We start from the raw sequence: 24,941 nt of genomic DNA, 5'->3' as shown, positions 1-24,941 counted from the left end.
TCTGCAATAAGAATTGGGAGTAAGAATATGGACGAGTTAGTTGAGCGTATTATTTCAATCATCAATCAGCGAGAACAAAATACCTTATTTCTTTCTTGTCGTACGCCTTCCCAGATTAATCAAGGAATTAGCGGCTTTTTATACAATAAGCATATTCATTTGACCGAAGTAGATATCCTATTTTTAGAGCGGTTCATCAAGAAGGACGATCAGGATCCTCTAGTGAAATGGCTGTATCAAAGCTATGACTATGATTGTTCCCTGACCTTCGAACTGGCTTTTTCAAACACGGATTTGATTCCAAATGAATTATTCAACGAGTGCAGTGTGAAATTGCTGAACAACCAAGGAAAACAATATTTTCTATTTCCTAACAAAGTGATCACCTATCAAAAAATCGCTATGCTGACACAAAACGACATTTTGCTGTTGGCTGCTAATCAATTAGTGACAGATTTGGCCAAGGATCGATTACAGGAAAAGAAAGTTATTGTGGTAGAAAAGGATGCCAGTTCTACTTTTCGCAGGAATCTAATGAAGAAGAACTAATTTCAAGGGAAGCTAGAATAACGTGAAAATTAAGTTAGTAGAATGGTATACGGCACGAAAAGCAGAGATTTTTCAAAAGAAAAATCATCCTTAATTAGAGAAAGGAGTTCAACCCTATGCTGATGGCAAAAGTAGTTGGGAGTGTAGTCTCGACCCAAAAAGATGAATCATTGGTGGGAAAAAAATTAATGATCATCCAACCGATTAACTCCGAGCAGCAGGAAATCCGCTTCCAGCAAGTGGCGGCGGATACAGTAGGGGCTGGTATTGGAGATTACGTCTTGTTGACCAGCGGTTCTTCTGCCAGAAAACTGTTTTCGACTTCTTCAGATGCTGTTGATTATGCAATCGTTGGAATTATTGACACGTTTGATTTTTAGGGAGCTGAGGAAAGTATATGGCGATTTATACAAAAACGGGAGACAAAGGAACAACAAGCCTTTTTGATGGAACAAGAGTAAAAAAATCAGATCTGCGAGTCGATACCTACGGAACATTTGACGAATGCTGCGCGCAAGTCAGTGTTGCTCAGAAGCTAGCAGAGGATCCTGAGACAATCCAGCATTTGGAATGGGTTCAGCAAAAATTATTCCGATTGAATGCAGAGATTGCAACAGAAAAAGATCTCCTCAAGCTAGAAGCAAAGAGCACATTGATTTCAGCTGGCGACATTCAGCAGATGGAAGAATGGATCGATCAATACACCAAACGCTTGCCTGAGCTGCATAGCTTTATTTTACCGGGTCAAACCCTTTCGGCAGCACAACTCCATGTGGCACGCGCTATTTGCCGACGTGGTGAACGACTGCTGACAGATTTATCGGATTCTGCGGAGATACGGGAGGATGTAAGAAAATTTGTTAATCGGCTATCTGATTGTCTTTATATCTTTGCCCGAATGGAAGACCACCGTGGAGATGAAAAAAAATTGGTAGATGAGATTTTGCGGCGTTATCTTGAACGAAGCCGTCCTCAGATACACGAGAGTCAGTTGGGCAGACATCATGAGATCTTTCAAGCCTGTGAAGAAGCAGCAGAAAAAATAGCTGTTCCTGTTTCAATGGCGCTTGTTGATGAGACTGGCAGTCTTGTGAGCTTTTATCGAATGGCCGGAGCACTCCTAGTCAGTGAAGCTCTAGCGCAAAAAAAAGCATACACGGCTGTTGCGATGAAGACCCACACTCATGAATTAAAAGAGCTGGTTCAGCCGGCAGGAGATCTTTATCAGTTAGAGACCTTAACGGACGGACAAATCGTTACTTTTGGCGGCGGCTTTGTAATCAAAGAGTCATCAGGTAAGGTTTTAGGCGGGTTAGGTATCAGCGGCGGTGCAGTTGAAGAAGATATGGCGATCGCTCAAAAAGGTTTAGAGAAGTTGAAGGAGATTTGACATGCGTGAAGAAGAGATGAAGGAATTGATCGTTAAAATTCTTCAAGAAGCTCAAACAACAACCTCTCCGGCGAAGGAATTTGGTGTTTTTGAGACTGTTGAAGAAGCGATTCATGCGGCAAAATTTGCCCAAGAATGCTATGAAAATCAAACCTTAGAAACAAGAAGAAAAGTGATTGAAGCGATTCGTTGCGGGATGAGACCGCATATTGAAAAGATAGCCTGTGATACGTTAGAAGAAACTGGAATGGGGCGTTATGAAGACAAGCTGCAAAAACTCCAGCTAGTTTTGGATAAAACACCAGGTGTGGAGGATTTGCGTACAGAAGCGTTGACTGGAGACAATGGAATGACTCTCTATGAGTTGTCGCCTTATGGTGTTATCGGAGCCGTCACACCGAGCACCAATCCAGCAGAGACGGTGATTTGTAATGCAATCGGAATGCTGGCAGCGGGTAATGCAATCTATTTCAGCGTTCATCCAGGAGCGAAGAAAATCTCACGCTGGGTCGTAAGCAAATTGAATGAGTTTGTTTATGAGGCGTGTGGTATTCAAAACTTGATTGTTACGATCGCTGAGCCTTCAATCGAAGCAGCCCAAGAAATGATGGTTCATCCTGATGTGCCGTTGTTGGCAATTACAGGCGGACCGGGTGTAGTACGCCAAGCATTGAAGAGCGGGAAAAAAGTTATTGCGGCTGGTGAAGGCAATCCGCCATCACTTGTTGATGAAACAGCAAATATTGAAAAAGCAGCGAAGGATATCGTGATCGGTGCATCATTTGACAACAATATTTTGTGTACAGCAGAAAAAAGTGTCGTCGTTGTTGAGCAAGTAGCGGATTATCTGATACTTCAGATGGAAAAGCAGGGTGCTTATCTGGTTCAAGATGAAGCTGTTATCCAGAAAATGGTTGATATGACGATCATGGAAAATGGCGCGCCGAGCCGGAAATTCATTGGGAAGGACGCTAATTATATTTTAGCCGAAGCGGGTATCAAGGTAGACTTTGATGTGCGTGTCATTATTCTACGCGCAGATAAGATCCATCCTTTCGTTGTGAAGGAGATGCTGATGCCGATTCTACCGGTTGTTACGGTAAAGGATTTTGATGAAGGATTAACAACGGCGCTGCAGATTGAAAATCGCCGTCATCATACCGCAACGATGCATTCCCAAAATGTTGGACGGATGAATCTGGCTGCGAAGAAATTCCAAACATCGATTTTTGTTAAAAACGGCTCATCCTTCGCGGGATTAGGCTTTGGTGGAGAAGGACCAACAACTTTCACGATCGCAACACCTACGGGAGAGTGTACAACTTCAGCTCGAGATTTTGCTCGGAAGCGCCGTTGTGTGCTGACCGATGGGTTTTCAATTCGTTAAGAATTCGCAAGAGACAGCTATTCATTTGAGCAGGCAGTAAATGCAAAAATGATAGCGTGAAATACATCAAGTATAAAACTTACTCTTGGTTAGGGAGAAAGGAGGGAAAGCTATTTGAAAAAATGGTCGATGAAGCCGGAAATTTATTCTGGCTTTGCCAGTCTTGAACGGCTGCAGCAGTTTGAAAAGGAGACCCTCTGTTTTGTATGTGATCCTTATCTGGCTGAGTCTGATAGCTTAAAAAGAATTTTAGGTTATGTGAAGCGGACAAACAGTGTTGAGATTTTTTCTGATATTATCCCAGATCCTCCGATCGAGACTGTCGTACAGGGAATCGAAAATATGACGAGAGTTCAGCCGACAGTGGTCATCGCCGTTGGCGGAGGATCTGCGATCGATACAGCGAAAGCAATGCTGTTTTTCTACAAACGAACGACTGGCAATAAGGTGAAGCGTTTTGTTGCTATACCAACTACTAGCGGGACCGGATCGGAAGTAACAAGCGCCTCTGTTATAACAGACACACAAAACAAAATAAAGTATCCGATTTTTCATGAGGCAATCATTCCTCACGAAGCGATTTTAGATGCGAGCTTGGTCATGTCCAGCCCGCCATCGGTTACAGCTTTCAGCGGTTTGGATGTATTGACTCATGCGATTGAATCATTGGCTTCAGTCAATCGAACAAATTACACAAATGCTTTGGCTGAAAAGGCGACAGAATTGGTCTTTCAGTATTTGCCGACTTGTGTGAATCAAGGCATGGAAATAGAGGCTCGGGTTCAGATGCATGAGGCATCGACACTAGCTGGTCTGGCCTTTGATGCTGCTGGTCTGGGGGTATGTCATGCGATTGCCCACCAGGTAGGAGCAAACTTTAAAGTTCCCCATGGGTTAGCCAATTCGATGCTGCTCCCTTATGTGATAGAAGCGAACAGCAAGAATAAAGAGACAAGAAGGAATTACGCGAGAATTTCACGTAAATTGGGTATTTGCCCACCAAGCCTGCCAGATCATTTGGCTGTTTCGAATCTGTCTCAAGCTGTTCAGCAGCTGGCTATTGAGTGCAAAGCACCGATTAAATTGAATAGCTTTGGTGTTCAAGAAGATGCTGCATTACTGGCTGAGGATGCCATCGCAAACAATGCATTAAATGATACAACATTCAAGACCAATCCAATTCAGTTTACGAAAGAAGAAATTAAAGAGATTTATCGCAAGATTATTAAATAAGAATGATCAATGCAAGGAAAAATAAATACATTAAAAAGAATAAGGATGTCAGTTCCTCTTTTCACAGATTAATTCAGTAAAAAAGCGAGAAAATAAAAAATGAACTAGCTGAAATATGAGCGGTTTAGAGGAATGATATACGGCATGAAAATCAGACTTATTTTTCTGCAAGGAAAATAAATACATTAAAAAGAATAAGGAGGTCTCATGATGAATAGTCCTGTATTTGGTGAATTTTTTGGTACGGTTGTCCTGATCCTTTTTGGTTCAGGTGTCGGTTGTTCCGTCAATTTGAAAGGTACCCTGGCAAAGGGTGTTGGCGCTAGCTGGTTGTATATTGCAATGGGCTGGGGTGTTGCGGTTATGCTGGGAGTTTTGAGCAGTGGTCATTTTGGTTCGCCTGGTCACTTGAATCCAGCGGTGACTATTGGTTTTGCCGTAGCGGGTTCCTTTGAGTGGGGACAAGTAGCGCCATTTATTATCGCTCAAGTAGCGGGTGCATTTGTTGGGGCATTGATTGCTGCGATCCATTTTTGGCCGCACTTTCAACAAACAACGGTGGAAGAAGGAAACAGCGTTGGAATTTTTGCTACTGGACCAGCAATTCCAAACACAGCGTTAAACTTAGTTAGTGAAATCATTGCTACTTGTTTCTTTGTATTAGCGATTCAATTAATGCCAGCTGATATTCCTCCAGGATTGCAGCCATTGATGCTTGTATTTGTCTTGATTGGTATTGGTCTATCTCTAGGATCAACCACAGGCTATGCAATCAATCCTTGTCGTGATTTTGGACCGCGTTTGATGTATGCGTTGATGCCAATTCCAAATAAGGGTGATGCGAATTGGGGCTATGCTTGGATTCCAATCGTTGGACCAATCATTGGTGCCTGCATTGCAACTTTATTAGTAAAAGGAATCGGATAAACTTATTACGGTGAATTCGCCTGCTGCTTACTGGCAAAAAGCCGAATTTCACTATTAGCAAGGGGGAAGAATATGGCAAATAAAATCATGTCCATCAATGCCGGCAGTTCCTCGTTGAAGTTTCAATTATTCGAGATGCCAGAGGAAGAGCTGTTAATAAAAGGATTATTTGAGCGGATTGGATTAGAAGATGAAATGTTTTTTTTCTATTCGATGAAGGAGACAAAAGTCAAAACATCGGTTAAGGGGAAAACGCATGAAGAAGCGATCAATTTTCTATTGCACTTTTTGCTGGAAAGAAGTGTCTTAACTAGTTTAGATGAGCTTTCTGGCGTAGGGCACCGAGTTGCTCATGGCGGGGAGGATTTTAAAACATCCAGCCTGGTTGACCAAGAGGCTCTAAAGAAAATCAAGGATCTAAGCAAATTAGCGCCCTTGCATAATCCTGTAAACGTCGTAGGGATCGAAGCGTTGGCAAAAGAATTGCCGGACTGTCCGCAAGTTGCCGTTTTTGATACCTCTTTTCACCAAACGATGGAGGCGAAGAATTATGTTTATCCATTGCCTTATCGTTTTTATGAAGAAGATAGCGTGCGGCGCTATGGGTTTCACGGGACTAGCCATCAATTTGTCGCTTCAGAAGCAGCCAGCTATCTCGAAAAACCATTGGAGTCGCTAAAAATCATTTCTTGTCATTTGGGAAATGGGGCGAGTATTTGTGGTATCAAAGATGGTAAATCAGTGATCACATCAATGGGCTTCACGCCATTGGCAGGTTTGATGATGGGGACGCGATGCGGCGATATAGATCCATCGATTGTTCCGTTTTTGCAAAATGAAAAAAATCTTTCTGCCAGCGATATGGATAAATTGATGAATGCTGAATCCGGGTTTAAAGGCGTGACGGAATTCAGCAGTGATACGCGAGATATTATCAGCGAGGCTGAAAAGGGCAATGAACGAGCGAAATTAGCTTTGGACATGTTTGCCGGTCGTGTCAAACAAACGATCGGGGCTTATGCTGCGGAGTTGGATGGGATTGATGCGTTGATTTTTACTGCGGGAATTGGTGAAAATTCTTCAGAAATCCGTCAGATGATTTGTGAGGATTTAACTTTCTTTGGTATTCAGATCGATCAAAACCAAAATCAGCAAAACAGCAAACGAATCAGTTCGGCGGCATCTTCTGTAGAGGTACTAGTAGTTGAGACGAATGAAGAATTGATGATCGTCAGAGATACGTTTGACTTAATCTAATTAATAAACAGATAGAGCTGGAGACATTTGCTTCCAGCTCTCTTTGGTGAGAATTTAGGGCAGAAAAATACCATGGAGTTCAATTCAATTTGAGTCCATGGTATTTTTTATTATTGGAGAAGACTGTCTATCAGCTCTGGGCGCGGATTAGACAAGACGATCTTGTTAATGAGCATCGCCTGATCTTGGGCGCCGTTTGCGCCTGACTCGACGGCTGCTTTTACTGCGGCCACATCACCAGTCAATGTAACGAAGGATTTTCCAGCGATGCCTGTGCCGAGCTGAATAGCTAGAAGCTCAACATCCGCTGATTTGACAGCGAAGTCTGCTGCAATGATCGAGCCTGTCGCTGAATAATATTCCAGCACACCAACCGCTTGAATGTTTTCAGGAACTTTGGTCATATTGATCGCTTGAATCACAGCAGGATGAATCCGCGGAATCAATAGCTGACCTACTACATAACGACCGCCAAGCTCAGCTCCGACTTCCATCGAACGTTCGATCGCCGCAACCTGGCCGCAGATCATGATGTAATATTTTCCAGGGCAGCTTGCTCGTGCCATGATCAATGTTGCGTCTGCGGCTTTCAGCATGTAGTCCACGACTTCGATTCCCTTAGCGATACTGTTCAATTCTAAAAATCCGATCGTATCCATTATTTTCATTAGTTGCCCCTTCTTTCAATTGTAATACTTTCAGCCACAGCAGTTACTGTGCCGGCAATGCTGGCATGAATATCTGCCCCTAGCGCTTTCTCAGGCTTTCTTCCAATCAAATCGCCAACCTTGACTTGATCGCCAACTTGAATCGCCGGCTCACAAGGTGCTCCAATATGCATTTTCAGTGGAATGTTGACGCTGCTTGCTTCATGCTTATGAAGTTCTTCCACTTTTAAATCAGCGTATTGCTTCAGTCCATCCTTCAGTAAAATTTTCACTGGCGGAACCTGTTGATACTCACGCATCAAAGTTGGAGTGAGCGGCTTATCATCTTTCTGGTAGCGAATCCCTTTTTCTGCTAAGCGCTGCTTCACATAGATGTTGACCTGACGCGGCAGCAGATCCATTGGACAAGCGATCGCTTCACAAATGCCGCATTCACAACATAGGAGTGCTTCCTTCCAAATAGGGTCATCATCAATATCGTCAGGTATATCCGTGATTGTCAGATGCCTCATCACGCGGTGCGGATGAATTGGATGCCCAATTTGATAACGAGGACATAGCTCGGTACATAAGCGGCATTGAATACAGGAGGTTCGGGCTTTGTTGATCATTTGAGGGATCTCTTTTTCTAGCAATTCATAGATAAAGTCCCGCTTTTCCATAATAATGATCCCAGAAGTCGTTTTCGTAACAACCTGTTGAGAAAAATCTTCCTTAGTTCCCGTTTTCCCCATCATTGGACCGCCGTTGATAAACATGAAATCATCGATCGTCGCGCCGCCGGCTAAAGCCAAACAGTCATCAAAAGAAGTGCCGATCGGAACTTCCAAGATTTTCGGTTCTTTGACTGCGCCTGTGATGGTCAATAGTTTATGAGTGACGCTTATTCCTTGTTGCGCTTGGTAAATATTAAGCATGGTGGAAATGTTGGAGATGACACAACCGACTTCTATCGGAATCCCTCCCGGCGGAACCGTCCGTCCCGTAACCTCAAAAACCATGACCTGTTCGTCACCTGCTGGGTAAAAGTTCTTCATTTTGAAGATAGAGATTGGCGCTCCCTGTTCTTGGATCGCTTTTTCCAAGGCCGCGATTTCCTTTGTGTAATGGCCTTTTGTTGCGATCACTAGGTGCTTGGCTTTTAATAATTGACCGACCGCAGCGATGGCCTGAACGCACTCATGAGCATAATGATTCATGACATAGTGGTCTGTTTTCAGGAGCGGTTCGCATTCTGCTGCGTTGATAATAAAATACTCTGCTTCGGTATTGTATTTGACTGCAGTAGGAAAACCTGCGCCTCCGCAGCCTACGATACCGGCCGAAGTGATTTGTTCCAATAGCATACTCGTTCCTCATTTCTTTAAGTTAAATAAGAGCGGTTACATTTTTATAGGATTAATTGCTGTAAAAAATTATTTCGGGTTGTTTGGATCAATTGGCAAGCCGCTTCAGTGGTTGAGAGCTGTCCGCGCTTTTTGAACAATGCTTGTGCCAGCATCATGGAAAGCCCTTTTGCCAAGAACGTCTCTTCAGGACTAGCTAAGCAATCAAAATCTGGAAATTCTCCCAAATTGGCGATTCGATTGATATTAGCCATAGCCAAGTAGCCCAGCGAATCTTGTAAAATTTCTAAGAAGCAGTCCTTCTGAGCCCCAGCTGTATGGTCTGAAAAATAAGTAAAATACGTTTTATAGGTATCCTTAATGACCTGTAATAGAAACTCACACATGGAAGCATCGCCTTTGATACTGAAGGCCGCATATTGAGACAGGATGTTGGCTAAGAAATAGCCGATATCGTAGGAAAAGGGTCCCGTCATGGTGTATTCCATATCGATCACTTTAAAAGAATTCTGCGAAACAAAAATATTGGAAGAATGAAAATCGCCATGGATCAAGCACTCGTCCTTAGTAGAAATACGTTCAATCAAGGTGTCCCACTCTTGCTTTATGACAGGCTCTTCTAAAATTGCATCTAGAATATCCAGCAGTGCTTCTTCATAGGCTGTTTTCGGTTCAGCATTTCTTGGCGGCGGCTTCAAAATGAAATCTGTGATAATGATTCGCATGTCGCCATTTTGAAAATAGCTTTTTAACGCATGCCAATAGTCGGCGGATAGTTTCATTTTTGCTGTCGCTAAATGTGTCCGAGCAAGATATTCTCCGACCTGTTTTCCCAAACGCGGAAATTGCTGACCGCGGCAAAGTGAAAAGCGCAAGACCGTTAAGTAGGAGAGATCCTCCATAACAAAAAGATGGGCTGTGGGATCGGCAAAATAGGTTTCAGGAACCATCTGGGGAGCTAAACCGGCTCGCAGCTGATAGGTCATGTACTCCAAATAATTCCGTTTTGGATCGATCGGAGCTAGTGCGATACCGCTGGAGACGGTCGTTTTTGAATGCTTCGTAATGTATTTTTTATTGCCTTGTTTGAGGATATAAAGATAATTCAAATAGCCATCAACGTATTTGTCCTTTTCGTTGGAAAGAGCCGTCACGATGAGGGGACTAGTTTTATTGAAAAGGGTGGTTCGTTGAAGCAGATAATCTGCGAGCGTATGTTCACTAATCTCCATCGTTTTCCTCCTGTTTGAAATTGAAAAATAGAATGTTTTCTGGAAGCTCATTAAAGCCTTTAAATAAAAAGGATATCCCGCAAAAATCCTATCCTATCAACCATTTTATCGAATCTCAGTAGGAAAATATATAATAAAAATATGCACTGTAGAGTGAATCAAGGAAAAGCCTTTCATGACTTGAATTACCAGAAAAGTGCAAATAAATTGAGCAAAAAAATACAATAAAAAAACCGTCTTCGTAAAGAAAACGGCTATAACTCATACATTGATTCTTCGTAATTTTCAACATAATAACGGAAATTTTTTCTGCCACGGCGAATGATCGTATGCCCTTCAGCTTCAAGCTTTTCGATTTGCGCCTCCACACCGCCGGGAAACTTCGGCTGGAGCTCTCCTTTTGCTTTTAATGTTCGCCAATAAGGTGTGGGGTCTGTGTCACGCTGTTCACTTGCCCAAGCAGCGATCGAGATAAAAGCACCTGCTGTAATTGGCTCGGTGAAGTCACCGCCGTTTTGTTTGGCTAGAAAGTCTCTGATCGCACTGGTAGTAATGATTTTGCCATAAGGGATCCTTTTCATAAGCGCATCATAATCCAATGGGGGTGCGAAGTACATCTTTGTTCCGCCATAGCGTTTGATCGTCGCCTCATCGGTGACAATCTGCATCTTCGGCATTCCTTTATCTTCATTCAGCATTGCATTGAAATCCTTTTGATCCTCATTTGCCATGAGGGCCACCTCCTAACAGTCCAATTAGTAGTCATTACGCGCGTAAGTCCTATGACTAGTTTACCCAGTAGAAAAGTATCATGCAATGAGACAGTTTAATATTTATGAAAAATCGTCGGCACATTTTTATCCAGCTTTTTAGTAGTCCATACGATCAAAAATTCTTCGATAGCGGCTAAGCAGCCGCAAATCAAAAGAATGATCCCAAAAGGAGTGACCGGAATGATGAGCAAAAGAATCGGAGATAAAAAGAGCAATAGTCCAGTCAATTTGTTCAGATAGGTATGCAGACTGGCGAATTGATGGAAGCGAAGGGCGCCAATTAAATAAGTGAGACAGCGAATCAGTACGATGACTAGTGCGCCCCACAATAGAAATGCCGGCAATTTGATCGTTAAAATTATTTTTAGCACGACGACGATGAAGAAAATCAAATCAGCGATACTATCTAAAAAAGTGCCAAAAGCGCTCATCCAATTCATTTTTCGAGCGATCCAGCCATCGAGGATATCTGTCACTCCTGCAAAGAAATAAAGTGGAAAGAAGAAACGATCAGAGACGACGAGTATCAACAGGGAAGCTAAGATGCGAAAAATGGTCAATAGATTAGGTATGTACTTCAAACAATCGCTCCTTTATCAGTGGATCAATTTTATTTCTCTGGTAGAGAATCCGCTCCTTGAACGGGTGTCTTTGTAAAAAAAGAAAGGGTATTTCTTCTAAGTTATAACTTAACTTTATCATGTTCTTAGCTTGTTTGACATGTAACTGAAATCAAAATGTAATGAATTTGTGCTACTTTTGATAAAAAGGGTAAAGAGGAGACGAAAATGACAACAACATTGATTATTGATCATCCGTGGAAGGGCAGTTTTAATCATGGTGTCCTGAACAAATTGGTCGCAGGTCTGGACCAAGATCAAAAAATCTATCAGGTGATCGATCTAAATAAAGACGGCTTTGATCCAGTCATGAAGCAAGAGGAATTGGCCGTTTACCAAAGTGGCTCCGTTTTAGATCCATTGGTGTTGCATTACATGAGCTTGCTGCGGGAAACGACACAGTTGGTATTGATCTTTCCCATTTGGTGGTACAGCTCACCGGCAAGTTTAAAGGGCTTTCTTGATAAAGTACTGCTAAATGATTTCGCTTTTTTTGATGGCGGCAACGGCATTCAGCCTTTGTTATCGGTCGATTCGGTCGTAGTCTTCACCACCTCTGACCAGCCTACAGAAAGCTTGGAGCAGCACTGCACCCGAAGCTACAAACATCAGTTGACGACCACATTAGAGGATATTGGTATGCGCAATATTTCTTGGTATCATATCGGCTCAGTGAAAAATTTGACGGAGGAAGAGCGTCAAGAATATCTTGATTCGGTTTATAGTAAAATTTAAAAGGATTCGGAGCTCAGCAGTAAATGGTGAGCTCCGTTTTTTATTTTATCACTTCAGCTGCTTTGGTAGGCGGTCGATTCAAACTAAGTAAAATAATTGAGGAGAAAAAATAACTTTTAACAGAAAATAAACTTTTGTCGCAATCTCAAAAGTTTCTTTAAGTTTTCTCTATCTAGCCGCTAGATGGTCTTGCGCCGCCTACTTTTTATCGGTACACTGCTAAGGTACAAAAGAAATACCTATTTTATTTTGGGCAACAAAATGGTATATGTAACAACAGATGGATTCATTTTTCCCATTGTGAAGAATGAACTCTTTTAAATGAACTAGGAGGACTTATTTTTTTATGGAAAACGAAAAAGCAACACAGCCGAATAAAAGCGACTGGTTTTTACGCTTCATCAAAGGAATGTTCATCGGCTCGGGATTTATTCTACCAGGTGTCAGCGGCGGAGCTCTGGCAGCAGTATTTGGTATTTATGAACGGATTATTTCATTTTTGGCGCACATTACAAAGAATTTTAAAGAGAATGTCTTATTTTTCATTCCAGTCGGTCTAGGCGGCTTAACAGGAGTGTTCGTACTTTCTTTTGCGGTCAGCTTCTTGCTGGGCGAGTTTGAAACGATCATGCTGTGGTTCTTTGTCGGCTGTATCATCGGAACAGTGCCGGCCTTGTGGAAGGAAGCAGGAAAGAAAGGGCGAGGAACAAAGGATTATGTGATTATCGCTGTTAGTTTTGTTGTCGGCTTCTTGTTCTTATGGAAGGGCTCTGGCTTGTTCGGTACCGTTGACCAAAACTTTTTCACTTGGATGATCGCAGGCGCTTTGATTGGTTTAGGGTTGATCGTGCCAGGTCTCAGCCCTTCAAACTTCTTAGTGTATATGGGCATGTATAAGGCGATGGCCGATGGCTTCAAAACAGTCGATATGGGTGTCATCATTCCTATCGGGATCGGCGGATTAGTGACGGTCTTGAGCTTATCGAAGGTCATGGATTGGGTTTTCAGCCGTTATTATGCACCGATGTATCATTTTATTTTAGGGATTGTTTTTGCTTCAACGGTCATGATTGTACCGACAGATTATAGCGGAATCGGCTTCCTTGGATTCCTTGGTTGTGCGGTTTTATGTGTTTTAGGTGCGGCTTTAGGATGGTGGATGAGCCGTCTAGAAGAACGCTATGTTCCAGAAGATTAGAAAAAAATTTGAAATTGGGGCTTGCATTTTTGATGAGAAGTCTTTAATATGGTGTTAAGCATTTGGACTAGTAATAAATTTTATCGGCAGCAGAGAGTTGATTCACCGTCTGAAAGATCAACACGCCCTCTGAGATTTATGAACCTACCAAAGTTGATTGCTGTGAAAGCAGCACGCGACTCCAGCGTTATTGGAGCTGAAAGTTGGGTCGGCATAGTCTGACCAAGCAAGGTGGTACCGCGAAATTATCCGTTTCGTCCTTACAAGTTGTAGGGATGGAACGGTTTTTTTATTTTTATTTTTAGGAGGAAGCATGAATGACAAACTTACAAAAAGAAGATTTTTCAAAATGGTATTTACAGACAATCCAAAAAGCTGACTTAATGGATTATTCACCTGTTCGTGGCTGTATCATCTTTAAACCAGATGGCTGGGAATTATGGGAACATATTCAAGAGGACTTTAACAAATACCTAAAAACACAAGACATTCGTAATGTCTACTTCCCAATGCTGATTCCTAAACATTTCTTGGAAAAAGAAGAAGAGCACGTAGAAGGTTTTGCACCAGAATTGCCATGGTTGACAAAGGTTGGCGATGAAGAATTAGAAGAGCCATATGCATTGCGTCCAACCTCTGAAACATTGATCGGGGATGCTTTCTCTAACTGGATCAATTCTTACCGTGATCTTCCTTATGAAATCAACCAATGGGCGAACGTTTTCCGTTGGGAGAAAAAGACGATGCCATTCTTGCGTACGTCAGAATTTTTATGGCAAGAAGGTCATACGGCTCATGAATCAGAAGAAAATGCTCGTGAACGGACAATGGGTATCCTAGAAGCGTATGCTACGTTGATCGAAGACACATTGGCGATTCCAGTATATCGTGGACAAAAAACACCTTCCGAACGTTTTGCCGGAGCGGTGGATACTTATTCTGTAGAGGCAATGATGCGTGACGGGAAAGCCGTCCAAGCAGGAACGTCTCATTACCTTGGTCAGAATTTTGCGGAAGCCTTCGACATTAAATTCTTGAACCGTAATAACGAACATGAGCATGTATACACGACTTCTTGGGGAATCTCAACTCGTTTGATCGGCTCATTGATCATGGTTCATGGGGACGAACAAGGACTTGTCTTACCACCAAAAGTAGCACCAACACAAGTGATTTTGGTTCCAGTTGGACCTTGGCAAAAGAACCCAGCTATTCTTGATCGCTTGCATGAATTGAAAGCTTCGTTAGTTGAAAAAGGCTTGCGTGTTCGTATCGACGAAACAGACAACACACCAGGCTATAAGTTCAACGAATGGGAATTAAAGGGTGCGCCATTACGAGTAGAATTCGGGCCTCGCGACTTAGAGAACAATCAAGCCGTAATCAAAATGCGTGATCTTGATGACAAGGAATCCGTGTCATTAGACAGTATCGAAGATTACATCGTGGAACAACTAGATGTTATGCAAAAACGTTTATTCGTAAGTGCGCAAAAACGCTATGAAGCGAATGAACATACTGATATTGATACTTTAGATGAGTTGAAAGCACACATTGAAAAGTCTAAAGAAGCCGGCGAAATCCCAGGATTTGTTTTGATTGGTTGGGATGGCAGCGATGAAACTGAAGCTAAGATCAAAGAAGAGACTGGCTTCACGACACGAAATATTCCATTTAACCCGCCTGTTGAAAAAACAGTCGACATCGTTAGTGGAAAGCCTGCGAAACACACTGTTTGGATCGCGCGCGCTTATTAATTTGAGGAAGTCCGCTACAGCATCACTTTTATATATAGAAAGTTTTTGCGATTACTGTTTTATCAATCAGCCACCAGTAAGCAGGACGGTCGGGAATTTGGTTTCCCAAAAAGGTTGATCTGTGCGGTTATATTCTTAGAGTCTGGAACGATCAAAGACATTTGATTGTTCCAGACTTGTTTTTTTGTTTATTTTACCGAAGTTATTAACTATTTTAAATGAAAGATAAAGGATTATTTTAGATCAAGTGATTTTATTCAATATATTTAAGGTATAATAAATAATTGATATAACGAAAAATGGAGAAAAATTGAATGAAGCGAAACTATCTATTCAACAAACGTCTTTTGTTTGTTTCGATTATTATTTACGTTATTTTTGTGTGCGTCATCGTGCAAAGTGTCTATGTGTTCCGTAATCTTTATCGTGATGCGGAGGATGCTTATATTGAACAGGTCCAAAAAGATATTCAGGAGGCGTTGCAGACAAAGCATTGGAAGGCCGACTTGGATAAAATCGTTGAGAATGTGGCTCTTGAGGTGATTATCCGCGATCAAGAGGGAAATCGCCTATACTCAACCATCGAACTGGCTGATAATGCGAAAATCAAAGGCGTGGTAAATGATAATGCGAAGTTTTTAGAGTCCTTTGAGCAAACTCGAATCAATGGAGAAAAAGGGTCATTGTGGTATGTCATTTACCAAGTGCCCTTCGTTAAGGTATTGCAGGACTTTATTGTGAAGTTCAATGTGCTGATACTACTGATCTATATTGCATTAGTCCTAATCATTATCTGGCTGCAGCGCAAGCTCTTGACCCCGCTGTATCAAATATCCACGTCATTGGATCGCGCGGAACGAAACGAGCTGGATGAGCAAGCACTCACGGAAGTAGACGATCAGCTGAATGAACGCTTAAATAACTTCTTTTTGAAGCAAAAGCATACGCTGCATTCCGTCTATGGAAAAAATACACATCTTGAGATTGCCTTGGCTTTAGAACGAGAACATTTAGAAAATACGATCAACTTATCAAAAGCGATGGTGCATGATTTAAAAGGACCGCTGCATAACCAGCTATTGGAAAGTGAGATGAAGCTGATTGAAACCAAGGAGCGGCAACAGCGGGAGTTCTTCAAAAATGAAATCGCAATCTACAATCAATTACTATTGGAGATTAACGATATTTTGCATCAATTGCGAGAAAATATGTATGAGTTCGATGCGGGGATTGAGCAGTTTGATTTGGTCGATATGGTGCGAACCTCTCAGCTATATCAAATGAATGAATTGAAGCACAAGAAGTTAAGCTTCTTTTTTGATGGACCGGAGCAGGCGATGATTTGGCAAAATAAGGTCGCCGTTCGATTATTGCTTCATAATATCAGCTCGAATATGGTTCATTACACCTTAGAAAATTCGGAATTAGAAATCTTGCTTGAGCAGGTTGATAAGGATGTGCACTTGACCTTTAAGAATGTCACTCAGAACCACCATATCCAAACGATTCTGGAAAGTAATCAGTCGCCGTTTCTAAAGCCTAAAGTCACGAAGGATTACTCATACAGCAGCGGCAACGGAATCTATTTGATCAAAGATTTGGCAAAGTTCTTACATGGCTCTTGCGAGTATCTAATTGAGGAAAATTATGTAGTCACACGACTAGTGATTCCGAATGAGGAGAAATGTGATGAAGACAAATAGGGGAGTTGTATTTATTTTATTCTGGCTGTTGCTGGGGTTTCCTGTCAGCTCTTTTGCGGAAGAGAAATCGGAGAACGCTCTTTGTTCAGGAACATATTTTCCAAATGTCACCATTAGCAGCAAACAAAGGCAAACCACGATACCGCTGAAGGTGACGATCACCTCCAAGCATGGAAAGATCGTTGAACAAAAGCAGGTAGGAATAGACGGCAGAGCGTTTGAGTATGATAAGAAGGCAAATCTGAAGGCTCTAAGTAAAGAGGAACTAGCTGAAATGGCGGAAATTCATTTTTGGTCTTTAGGAGATGGCCGAACACTTGCGATCGATGAATTCAAAGTAGAGACATTAGATAATGTAGAAAGTCGTCTTACCTTTTACAATTTTGAAAAGAACGTTCAAAAAACAGTCCACGCCTATAAAAGCGGCGATGAGATCCATGCCAATAAAAAATACTCGCAGGTGCAGCTGCAAAAATATGAGAACCTCACCGGAGATTCAAAGGAGCGAGCATGGAATATTGAATACCGGACGATGTTTACGTATATGATTCTGTTACTGACAATCTGTCCGACGATTCTAGTCATTGTCCTCATTATTTTCGTCTATTTACAGACACAAGAGCTGAACAAAATTATCCATCAGAAAAAAAGCAAACGATTTTTTCTACTATTGTTATTGCCGACTGCCTTTTCATTTGGAATAGAAGGGTCCGCTCAGGATTATGATTTACAGGAAATCTATCTAACGCAAGAGCAAGCAACGACATTGGCGGAAAAGAATCAGTTGGAAGCCTATCTTATCGAACATTCTGGGATTCAAGAGCAGTTGCAGGACGCAACCGTTCAGATCGATCTCAAGGAATTGACGACACGGTTAAATCAGCCCCGTGAACAATTCGTCGAGACCTACCACTCGCGAACATTGATCGTTGGAGATTATGAAAACTATATTGTTCATACGATCGTTTTCTTTTCTGTATTGATCGTCCTGCCCCTCTTCTATTTCTTGAATAGAAGATTTAAAACCAATCAAGAATAACACGTTTTTGACGAAACTATCGAGGAAACCGTATGATACGGGATTTTCTCGATAGTTTTTCATTACATATAATCATTATAAATATCATTAGTTATCATAAAAACACTTAAACTTCACAAAACACACGAAAATATGTTTGATGAACATAATTTTTATTGATAAAATCGTATTAAAATTATTATTAATTTGTTATCATAATTATATAACCCTAAAATAAATTAAATAACGAGGAGAAATAATGAGGAAAAAAGGTTTATCAATGGGAATATTAGGTGAAGTTAAAAGGGGAGGATATTAATGAAAAAGAAGCCGATTGCATATGTTGGAACATCCATTTTATTGTTTAGCACGTTGATGCCGACGGGGATTGTCTTTGCGGAGTCAATCACGATCGAGGCACCAACCGAACAGACTGGAGCGACACTCGAGTCTGTTCAAAGCGATATCAAAGTACCAGAAAAACAGGAATCAGCACCAGTCTCTTCACAGGAAGCAAATCCAGAAGAGGAAACAACAGAATCAAGCGTACCTCAGGAAACAGAAGAAAAAGAAGAGACAAAAGAAGAAGCAGTTGTTCCTAACATGACACTTAAACGAAAAGGCTCTGATAAGATCGAAGCAGGCGACAAGATCGAGTTGAAGCTTTTTGGAAACTTGACTCAAGCAGCTCTTTCATTGCCAGAAGGGTTAGTATTCGATGAAAAGGATCATCTTGACGGAGAAAACAAGCTTAGCGAAGATTTTGCATGGAACGAAGAAAAACGTGAACTAACGATCAAAAATATCGCTGAAGAAGAAGCGGCAGCGACAACATTTTTCTTAACCGCTGAAAAAGCTGGACATTATGAATTGACCGTCTTCGATGAAGCTGCAGATTACGAAAGTGAAAAGCTGGCCTTTGACGTAGAAGAAAAGGAAGAAGTCAAAGAAGAAACTGAAGAATCAAAAGAAGCAACAAAGGAAACAACTGAATCAAGCAAGGAAGAAAAACAAGAGAACAAAAAAGCGACAAAGACAAAGAAAGCGCCTAGAGCGAATGAGGTGATTGTCGGAATCAATGCTGATACGACATTTAGAACTTATACGAATCCGGTTACTGGCATAGCTCCGACTGAATATGCAGTAGCTGTTCCGTTATCAATCAGCACTGCGGGAATCAAGGGTGTAAAAGTCGAGATTCCGTATGGCTTCACACCTGATACGACGAATCCAATCTTCAAAGATTTTGAAATGACTGATCCAATTTTTTCTCTAGTTACACCAGCTGCACCTGCGGCTGATTCAGTCGTTGATCATTATGAAAATGACACGACCAATCAAAAGCTGATCATTCATTTGAAGGAAACGAAGACGACCGTTGAAACGGTCAACTTGCGTTTTAAATTCAACTCAGATTATGATGCTAAGATACCTGCAGATCAAATAATTTGGCAAGATTTACAGGCAACAGCATATGACTCTTCCGCTGCTCAATTATCACAATCAAGCAAGGTACAATTAAAGAGCAATGCGCTAAATGGGATAGAAACAACCCTTAATTTATTTAACCCTAAAACAACGGATTATACGACGGGGCCAATCACAAATCGAATGGAATTGAAAAATAATCATAATAAACAATGGCTGTTAGATGGGACCGCGAAGAATCGTGCTTTTGTCGAAGTGCCGACTGGATCAGTTCTTTCAACTAATATGACAGATTATTTTGGAACAGATGGAAAAACAACTAGTGATGATTCAAGCATACCGACAGGCTACACTCGGTACTATCGAGATATAGCCGATCAGAGTTCAGATTTTAACTTATGGCAATTGGCTGGAAATGTAAATGTTAATAAGCAGCAAATGGATACACAATTTACTCCGCCGAGTTCAATTGCAGAAAATGATTCCTTTTCAATTACCATTGGAATGATCACCAAGAAAATCAATGCGAAAGCCACAACAGTAACAGATACAGTTACCTACACAAAAAAGGCCCAACCGGATTGGGAGTTGACACATGGTCTTAAAGTTCATAATACAGGAGTATCAGGGGACAGAAAAGCGGTTGTAATATTGGATAAACCTGCGTCTACTAGTAGACCAAATTATGTGATTGGTTTTAGTACTTATCCGCATACTAATACGTATAAGAATACCGGGAAAAGAGATATTACTGGAACCAGCTTTACCTTATATCAAAAGAGTACTGGCTCGGAAAAAATTAATTTCAATGGAATCACTATACATGGGACAACACTTGATAACACAGTAGCTAAAAGTTATTATCAAGCGGAGTTTGAAATAACAAATTCCACTGGAACGTCTCGTACAGAAACAACAACACCTAAGAGTGGAGTACATTCCCTTACGTTACCTGCTCTTGCTACCGGTGAATACATTAGTAAAGTAACCGTCACACCGATGGGGACTGATGGAACAACGGTGGGGGCATGGCCAACAGGAAATGGCTTTGCTTTTGGATATTCTGCCAAAAATTGGGATAATGGAAAGTGGCCGGATGGTTCGACCATTCCGACGGATAAGTTATCGAAGGTCCAAATGGGTGGATACTTGACTTATGACAATGAGGAGAATGGGCAAGCTCCTGCTTCGACTTCAATTGAAATGAATAGCGCAGAAGTGATTTATGCGCCAGATTATACGACAGATGCGTATGCTAATTTTACGAGCGGGGATGCAAATAGTCGACAACCAGGGGATACAGTGAATTATGAAATTCAAGGGTACAATACCTTACACGCTATTTCAGATTGGAAAAACCCTATCATTTCTGTAGCTATTCCGAAAGTTTTAGAAATGCAAGATCCTGGAAACAACAAAGATTTTTATGATGAAAAAAATGGTGTGAATCACCCAGGAGCTGTTCAAGTTGAGCTATTGAACTCTGATGCAACATATAATTATTATCGCTTCAAAGTTACAGGTGATGGGCCTCAAGTAGAAGCAGGAGTAGCTTTTAAAATCCCTGTGGCTTTCAAGGTAGCATCCGGAACACCTGTAGGAAACTATCCGATCCCAGCTGTTGCCGCTTCTAGTGATAAGTTTCTTCAAATGGACCGAGCAACCAATAACTTTTCAGATGGTATGGCGAAAAATTTGGGTCATGACAATACCGTCTTAGGTTCATACTCAGGAAGAACTAGTAGTTCTCATACACAATTATCCATCGTCTACGCGTCAAAACTAAACGGTGATTCGGCTGGTCGTGCGGCAAGTGGTGATGCTTGGACAGAAACAACGCATTTTGCTGTCGATAAAAAAGGCACACCGCAAATGAAGGCGACGATCAATAATATTGGGAATACAAGTTTTACAAGCGTTCGTTTGTATGATATTTTACCTTCTTCATCAGATGGTCGCGGTTCAACTGGAAATATTGATTTTACAGGGTTAGATAGTTCAACCGGTACGGTTTATTACACAACACAGCCGATAAGCTCATTGCCAGATTACAGTACTGATCTGCAAACATGGAATGCTGCTAAGTTAGCAAGCCATGGCTTCAGTACGACTCCTCCGTTAGATATAAAGGATGTAACAGCGATATACATCGATTTTGGTTCTCACATTGTGGCACCAAATGACAAGTTAGACACTGTTATGAATTTCTTAGTACCGGATGCGGACAATCAAAAGGCTGTCAATCAATTCCAATACTCTGCGAAGGAAATTGGATTGAATACGGTATTGAATGCGAAAAGTTCTGAAATCACCTTTAGTACGGAGGTTGCCAAAGTAGCGTATGACGAGAATCTGCCGAGCTTCATGGCACCAGGGGAAACAGCGGCAGGAAATATGCCGGATGATCAGGCTGTGCTGCTTGATACTTCTGGAAAAGGCTCGATCACATTATCTACGAAGAAACCTACAATGACAGGCTACACCTTTGTTAAGTGGCAGGATAAAGCAAATGCTAGCAAAGAGTATCAACCGGGGGATAAAATCGACTTTACTTCTGCTTCAACCGAATTAAACTTGAAGGCAATTTGGAAGGCTGTTTCAGTCAATGTTACCTACAAGAAAAATGATGGTTCGACAGCAAATGCGGATGTAAAAGCCTATAACTTTGGTGATACAGTAAGCTTATCAGCAGTGACAAATCCAACGCGGACTGGTTATCAATTCAAAGGTTGGGGAACGACTGCTACGGCGGTTACCGCAGACTTTACCGATGGGACACAAATTGATTTTGTTACGGATAAGACGGTTTATGCCATTTGGGAAGCGAATGCTTATTCCGTTCAATTTGACAAGAACAACGGTACAGGCAGCATGACCGATCAAGCCTTCACTTATGATATCGCAGCTAAGCTGAAGAAAAACACATTTACTCGTCCTGGCTATAAATTTACTGGTTGGGCGAAGGCAGCGAATGCTGTTTCAGCGGAATACACGGATGAAGCTTCTGTAAGTAATCTGAGTACCGCAAACAATGGTGTCGTGAAGCTGTTTGCCATTTGGGAAGCGCAAGATCAAACGATTCAATTTGATGTGAACGGCGGAGATCTCTCTAGCAAGCCAAATGACATCATTGAAAAGACAGACACCAATGTCGATATTTCTAAAGTGGCAGCTCCAACTCGAAAAGGCTACACATTTGATGGCTGGTATGATGGAGCGACAGCAGTCACTGGTACGATCAAGATGCCTGCCGGCGGTATGATTCTGAAGGCTGCATGGAAAGCGAACAAATATAAAGTCGAATTTGACGCGAATAAAGGAACAGGTACGATGACAGCGCAGCAGTTCACCTATGATGCGGCGCAAAATCTAACAGCGAATACCTTTACTCGATCAGGCTATAGCTTTGTCGGCTGGGCAACCAGCAGTACGGGTAAATCGGCATATGTCGATCAAGAATCCGTAAATAATCTGACGGCTAAAGACGGCGATACGATCAAGCTTTATGCTGTTTGGTCAGCGACAGCACAGGTATTGCAGTTTGATGTCAACGGCGGTGATCCTGCTACGAAGCCTGGAAACATTAATTCGAGTACAGATGCAGTGGTAGATATTTCATCTGTCAAAGCTCCAACTCGAAAAGGCTACAAGTTTACTGGCTGGTATGATGGGGCAACGAAGGTAGGAAATTCGATTGTTATGCCTGTAGGCGGAAAGACGTTGAAGGCTGAATGGGAGGCCATCTCTTATAAAGTGAATTTCCATGCCAATACCGGAAAAGGCACGATGGCGAAGCAAGCATTCGTTTACGATGCAGCACAAAATCTAACGAAGAATACCTTTACTAAAGACGGCTATGCTTTTGATGGCTGGTCGAAAGCTCAAAATAGTCTAGGCTATGATTATGTTGACGAACAAAACGTGATGAATCTAAGTGACACTCATGATGCTGAAGTAACTGTATATGCGTCATGGCGAGCATTGGATCAAACAGTGACCTTCGATGTCAATGGCGGCGACGTTGCGACAAAACCGCTTGATATTGTTCAAGTAACTGATTCGGCTGTTGATATCTCTACAGTTGTTTCACCAACTCGCACAGGGTATAAATTTGCTGGCTGGTATGATGGCGCGACCAAAGCGACGAATACTTTCAAAATGCCTGCAGGTGGGAAAACTTTACGAGCAGAATGGACACCGATCGAGTATTCTATCGAGTTTGATGGAAATAGCGGAACAGGTACGATGGCCGCTCAAAAATTCGACTATGATCTAAATCAGTCTTTAAGGAAAAATGAGTTTACCAAAGCGGGTTATAGCTTCACTGGCTGGTCAACGAAGAAGGGCGATCCAATCGTTTATTCAGATGAACAGGCCGTTCAAAACTTGACGGCTACAGATGGCGACAAGATTACGTTGTTTGCGAACTGGAAAGCAGATGATCAAACGATTACCTTTGACGTCAATGGCGGGGATGAAGCAACAAAACCAGCAAACCTCGTGGCACCAACGGATTCAACAGTTGATTTGACAAAAGTGAAGGCACCGACTCGCACAGGTTATACCTTCAAAGGCTGGTATGAGGCGGCAGCGAAGTCAGATGATAGCTTTGCGATGCCTGCTGGCGGTAAGAATCTGCGAGCAGAGTGGACACCAATCAGCTACAAGATTGTCTTCGATGGCAACAGCGGAGCTGGAACAATGGCTGATCAAGCGTTTGAATATGATACAGAGCAGAAGTTAACGAAAAACAAATTTACCAAAGCCGGCTACAGCTTTACTGGCTGGGCAAGCAAGAAGGATGGTAAAGTTGAATTTACTGATGAACAGGCGCTTAAAAATCTGACTGCCACAGCAGATGACAAGATCACTGTTTACGCGATCTGGGAGGCTGAAGATCAAACGATCAAGTTTGATGTGAATGGCGGAGATGAAGCGTCACGCCCAGAAAATATCGTGGCTAAAACGGGTGAGAAGGTCGATATCGACAAGGTTAAAGCACCAACTCGCACAGGCTATGAATTTGCCGGCTGGTATTTGAAGGATAAGAAAATTAGCGGTGTGATCGAAATGCCTGTAGGCGGAATGACACTTGTCGCTAAATGGACGAAGAAGGATGATCCTGGTAAGCTGCCTGGAACAAGTGATTCAGGTACAGGAACATCTATTTCGCGGAGTACCTATCTTTCTGGCCGTATCTATCGAGGCACGGATACTTCAGCGAAGAACTTGCCGAAAACTGGTTCGGAATCTCAGAGTCCACTGACTGTCATTTTAGGTTTATGTATCTTAGCGGGTACAACTATCTTGGCTTGGCTAAGAAGAAGCAAAAAGGATACAGAAGAATAGAATAAGGATAAAAGGCTTAGAAGCATTCTAATATGCTTCTAAGCCTTTTTATTATTATTGAATCTAAAAAGAAAAATAGTTATTTTATTTTTTGTTTATATCGAGAGAAACAGCAGTTTCGCAAGAAAGATATTTTTCTGGGAAAACAACAATAAAATAAAGATATTATTAGGGAAAAATATCCTGATATCGTCTTGTTCGTGCATTATACGCACGTTTAGCGCACAAAACACACAAATTTAACGGTAAAAATAATAAAAATATATAATAATGTTTTGAAAAAACCTTTAGCTTTTGTTAAGATTATAATTAGCAGGAAACGTTATTTAGGGTGTAATTAATTAATTTTTTACTAACTAAATTAAAACACC

General features: G+C 41.7%; 18 protein-coding genes. 13 read left to right on the top strand and 5 right to left on the bottom strand.

Features of this window, described 5'->3' with window-relative positions; all coding sequences use genetic code 11:
- The first annotated feature begins 27 nt into the window (after positions 1-27).
- The 7 genes from pduM to JZO85_RS21105 all read left to right on the top strand — a co-directional run bounded on the left by pduM (position 28) and on the right by JZO85_RS21105 (position 6,743).
- Entirely contained in the window at positions 28-549 is a 522-nt protein-coding gene (gene pduM / locus JZO85_RS21135) for a PduM family microcompartment protein (protein WP_207110501.1), read from the top strand.
- Positions 550-665: 116 nt separating this feature from the next.
- Positions 666-929, top strand: a complete 264-nt coding sequence (locus tag JZO85_RS21130) for a EutN/CcmL family microcompartment protein (RefSeq protein ID WP_207110500.1) — start codon at positions 666-668, stop codon at positions 927-929.
- Positions 930-946: 17 nt separating this feature from the next.
- Positions 947-1,939 carry a cob(I)yrinic acid a,c-diamide adenosyltransferase gene (locus JZO85_RS21125; RefSeq protein WP_207110499.1) on the top strand — a complete coding sequence of 331 codons (993 nt, stop codon included), beginning with the start codon at positions 947-949 and terminating at the stop codon, positions 1,937-1,939.
- A gap of 1 nt (position 1,940) precedes the next feature.
- Positions 1,941-3,326, top strand: a complete 1,386-nt coding sequence (locus JZO85_RS21120; protein WP_207110498.1) for an aldehyde dehydrogenase family protein — start codon at positions 1,941-1,943, stop codon at positions 3,324-3,326.
- 114 nt (positions 3,327-3,440) lie between these two features.
- Positions 3,441-4,559, top strand: a complete 1,119-nt coding sequence (locus JZO85_RS21115) for a 1-propanol dehydrogenase PduQ (RefSeq protein ID WP_207110497.1) — start codon at positions 3,441-3,443, stop codon at positions 4,557-4,559.
- A 210-nt stretch (positions 4,560-4,769) separates the two neighbouring features.
- Positions 4,770-5,486, top strand: a complete 717-nt coding sequence (locus JZO85_RS21110) for an MIP/aquaporin family protein (protein WP_207110496.1) — start codon at positions 4,770-4,772, stop codon at positions 5,484-5,486.
- A gap of 72 nt (positions 5,487-5,558) precedes the next feature.
- A complete protein-coding gene (locus JZO85_RS21105; protein ID WP_207110495.1) occupies positions 5,559-6,743 on the top strand; it encodes an acetate/propionate family kinase in 1,185 nt (394 codons plus the stop codon).
- Between the two features lie 110 nt (positions 6,744-6,853).
- On the opposite strand, the gene JZO85_RS21100 is transcribed toward JZO85_RS21105, so the two are convergent.
- The 5 genes from JZO85_RS21100 to JZO85_RS21080 form a co-directional block, all read right to left on the bottom strand.
- Complete coding sequence (locus JZO85_RS21100) at positions 6,854-7,411, bottom strand: BMC domain-containing protein (RefSeq protein WP_207110494.1); 558 nt, start codon at positions 7,409-7,411, stop codon at positions 6,854-6,856.
- Positions 7,411-8,757, bottom strand: a complete 1,347-nt coding sequence (locus JZO85_RS21095) for a 4Fe-4S dicluster domain-containing protein (RefSeq protein WP_207110493.1) — start codon at positions 8,755-8,757, stop codon at positions 7,411-7,413. The genes JZO85_RS21100 and JZO85_RS21095 overlap by 1 nt, the downstream gene beginning before the upstream one ends.
- 44 nt (positions 8,758-8,801) lie before the next feature.
- A complete protein-coding gene (locus JZO85_RS21090; RefSeq protein ID WP_207110492.1) occupies positions 8,802-9,989 on the bottom strand; it encodes a phosphotransferase in 1,188 nt (395 codons plus the stop codon).
- A gap of 254 nt (positions 9,990-10,243) precedes the next feature.
- Complete coding sequence (locus tag JZO85_RS21085; protein ID WP_207110491.1) at positions 10,244-10,720, bottom strand: MGMT family protein; 477 nt, start codon at positions 10,718-10,720, stop codon at positions 10,244-10,246.
- A 95-nt stretch (positions 10,721-10,815) separates the two neighbouring features.
- Positions 10,816-11,343, bottom strand: a complete 528-nt coding sequence (locus JZO85_RS21080; RefSeq protein WP_207110490.1) for a CDP-alcohol phosphatidyltransferase family protein — start codon at positions 11,341-11,343, stop codon at positions 10,816-10,818.
- A 207-nt stretch (positions 11,344-11,550) separates the two neighbouring features.
- Here JZO85_RS21080 and JZO85_RS21075 point away from each other — a divergent pair, with 207 nt between their 5' ends.
- The 6 genes from JZO85_RS21075 (at position 11,551) to JZO85_RS21050 (ending at position 24,570) form a co-directional block, all read left to right on the top strand.
- Positions 11,551-12,117 carry an NAD(P)H-dependent oxidoreductase gene (locus JZO85_RS21075; protein ID WP_207110489.1) on the top strand — a complete coding sequence of 189 codons (567 nt, stop codon included), beginning with the start codon at positions 11,551-11,553 and terminating at the stop codon, positions 12,115-12,117.
- Positions 12,118-12,463: 346 nt separating this feature from the next.
- Positions 12,464-13,315, top strand: a complete 852-nt coding sequence (locus JZO85_RS21070; protein ID WP_207110488.1) for a DUF368 domain-containing protein — start codon at positions 12,464-12,466, stop codon at positions 13,313-13,315.
- Positions 13,316-13,632: 317 nt separating this feature from the next.
- Complete coding sequence (proS, locus tag JZO85_RS21065) at positions 13,633-15,072, top strand: proline--tRNA ligase (RefSeq protein WP_207110487.1); 1,440 nt, start codon at positions 13,633-13,635, stop codon at positions 15,070-15,072.
- A gap of 314 nt (positions 15,073-15,386) precedes the next feature.
- Complete coding sequence (locus JZO85_RS21060; protein ID WP_207110486.1) at positions 15,387-16,775, top strand: sensor histidine kinase; 1,389 nt, start codon at positions 15,387-15,389, stop codon at positions 16,773-16,775.
- Positions 16,762-17,814 carry a hypothetical protein gene (locus tag JZO85_RS21055; RefSeq protein ID WP_207110485.1) on the top strand — a complete coding sequence of 351 codons (1,053 nt, stop codon included), beginning with the start codon at positions 16,762-16,764 and terminating at the stop codon, positions 17,812-17,814. Before JZO85_RS21060 ends, JZO85_RS21055 begins: the two co-directional genes overlap by 14 nt.
- Positions 17,815-18,111: 297 nt before the next feature.
- Complete coding sequence (locus JZO85_RS21050; RefSeq protein WP_207110484.1) at positions 18,112-24,570, top strand: InlB B-repeat-containing protein; 6,459 nt, start codon at positions 18,112-18,114, stop codon at positions 24,568-24,570.
- Positions 24,571-24,941 lie beyond the last annotated feature (371 nt).

The sequence above is a fragment of the Candidatus Enterococcus murrayae genome (assembly GCF_017315985.1).
Lineage (GTDB): Bacteria > Bacillota > Bacilli > Lactobacillales > Enterococcaceae > Enterococcus_A > Enterococcus_A murrayae.
This window is presented reverse-complemented; position numbering and strand designations above follow the sequence as displayed.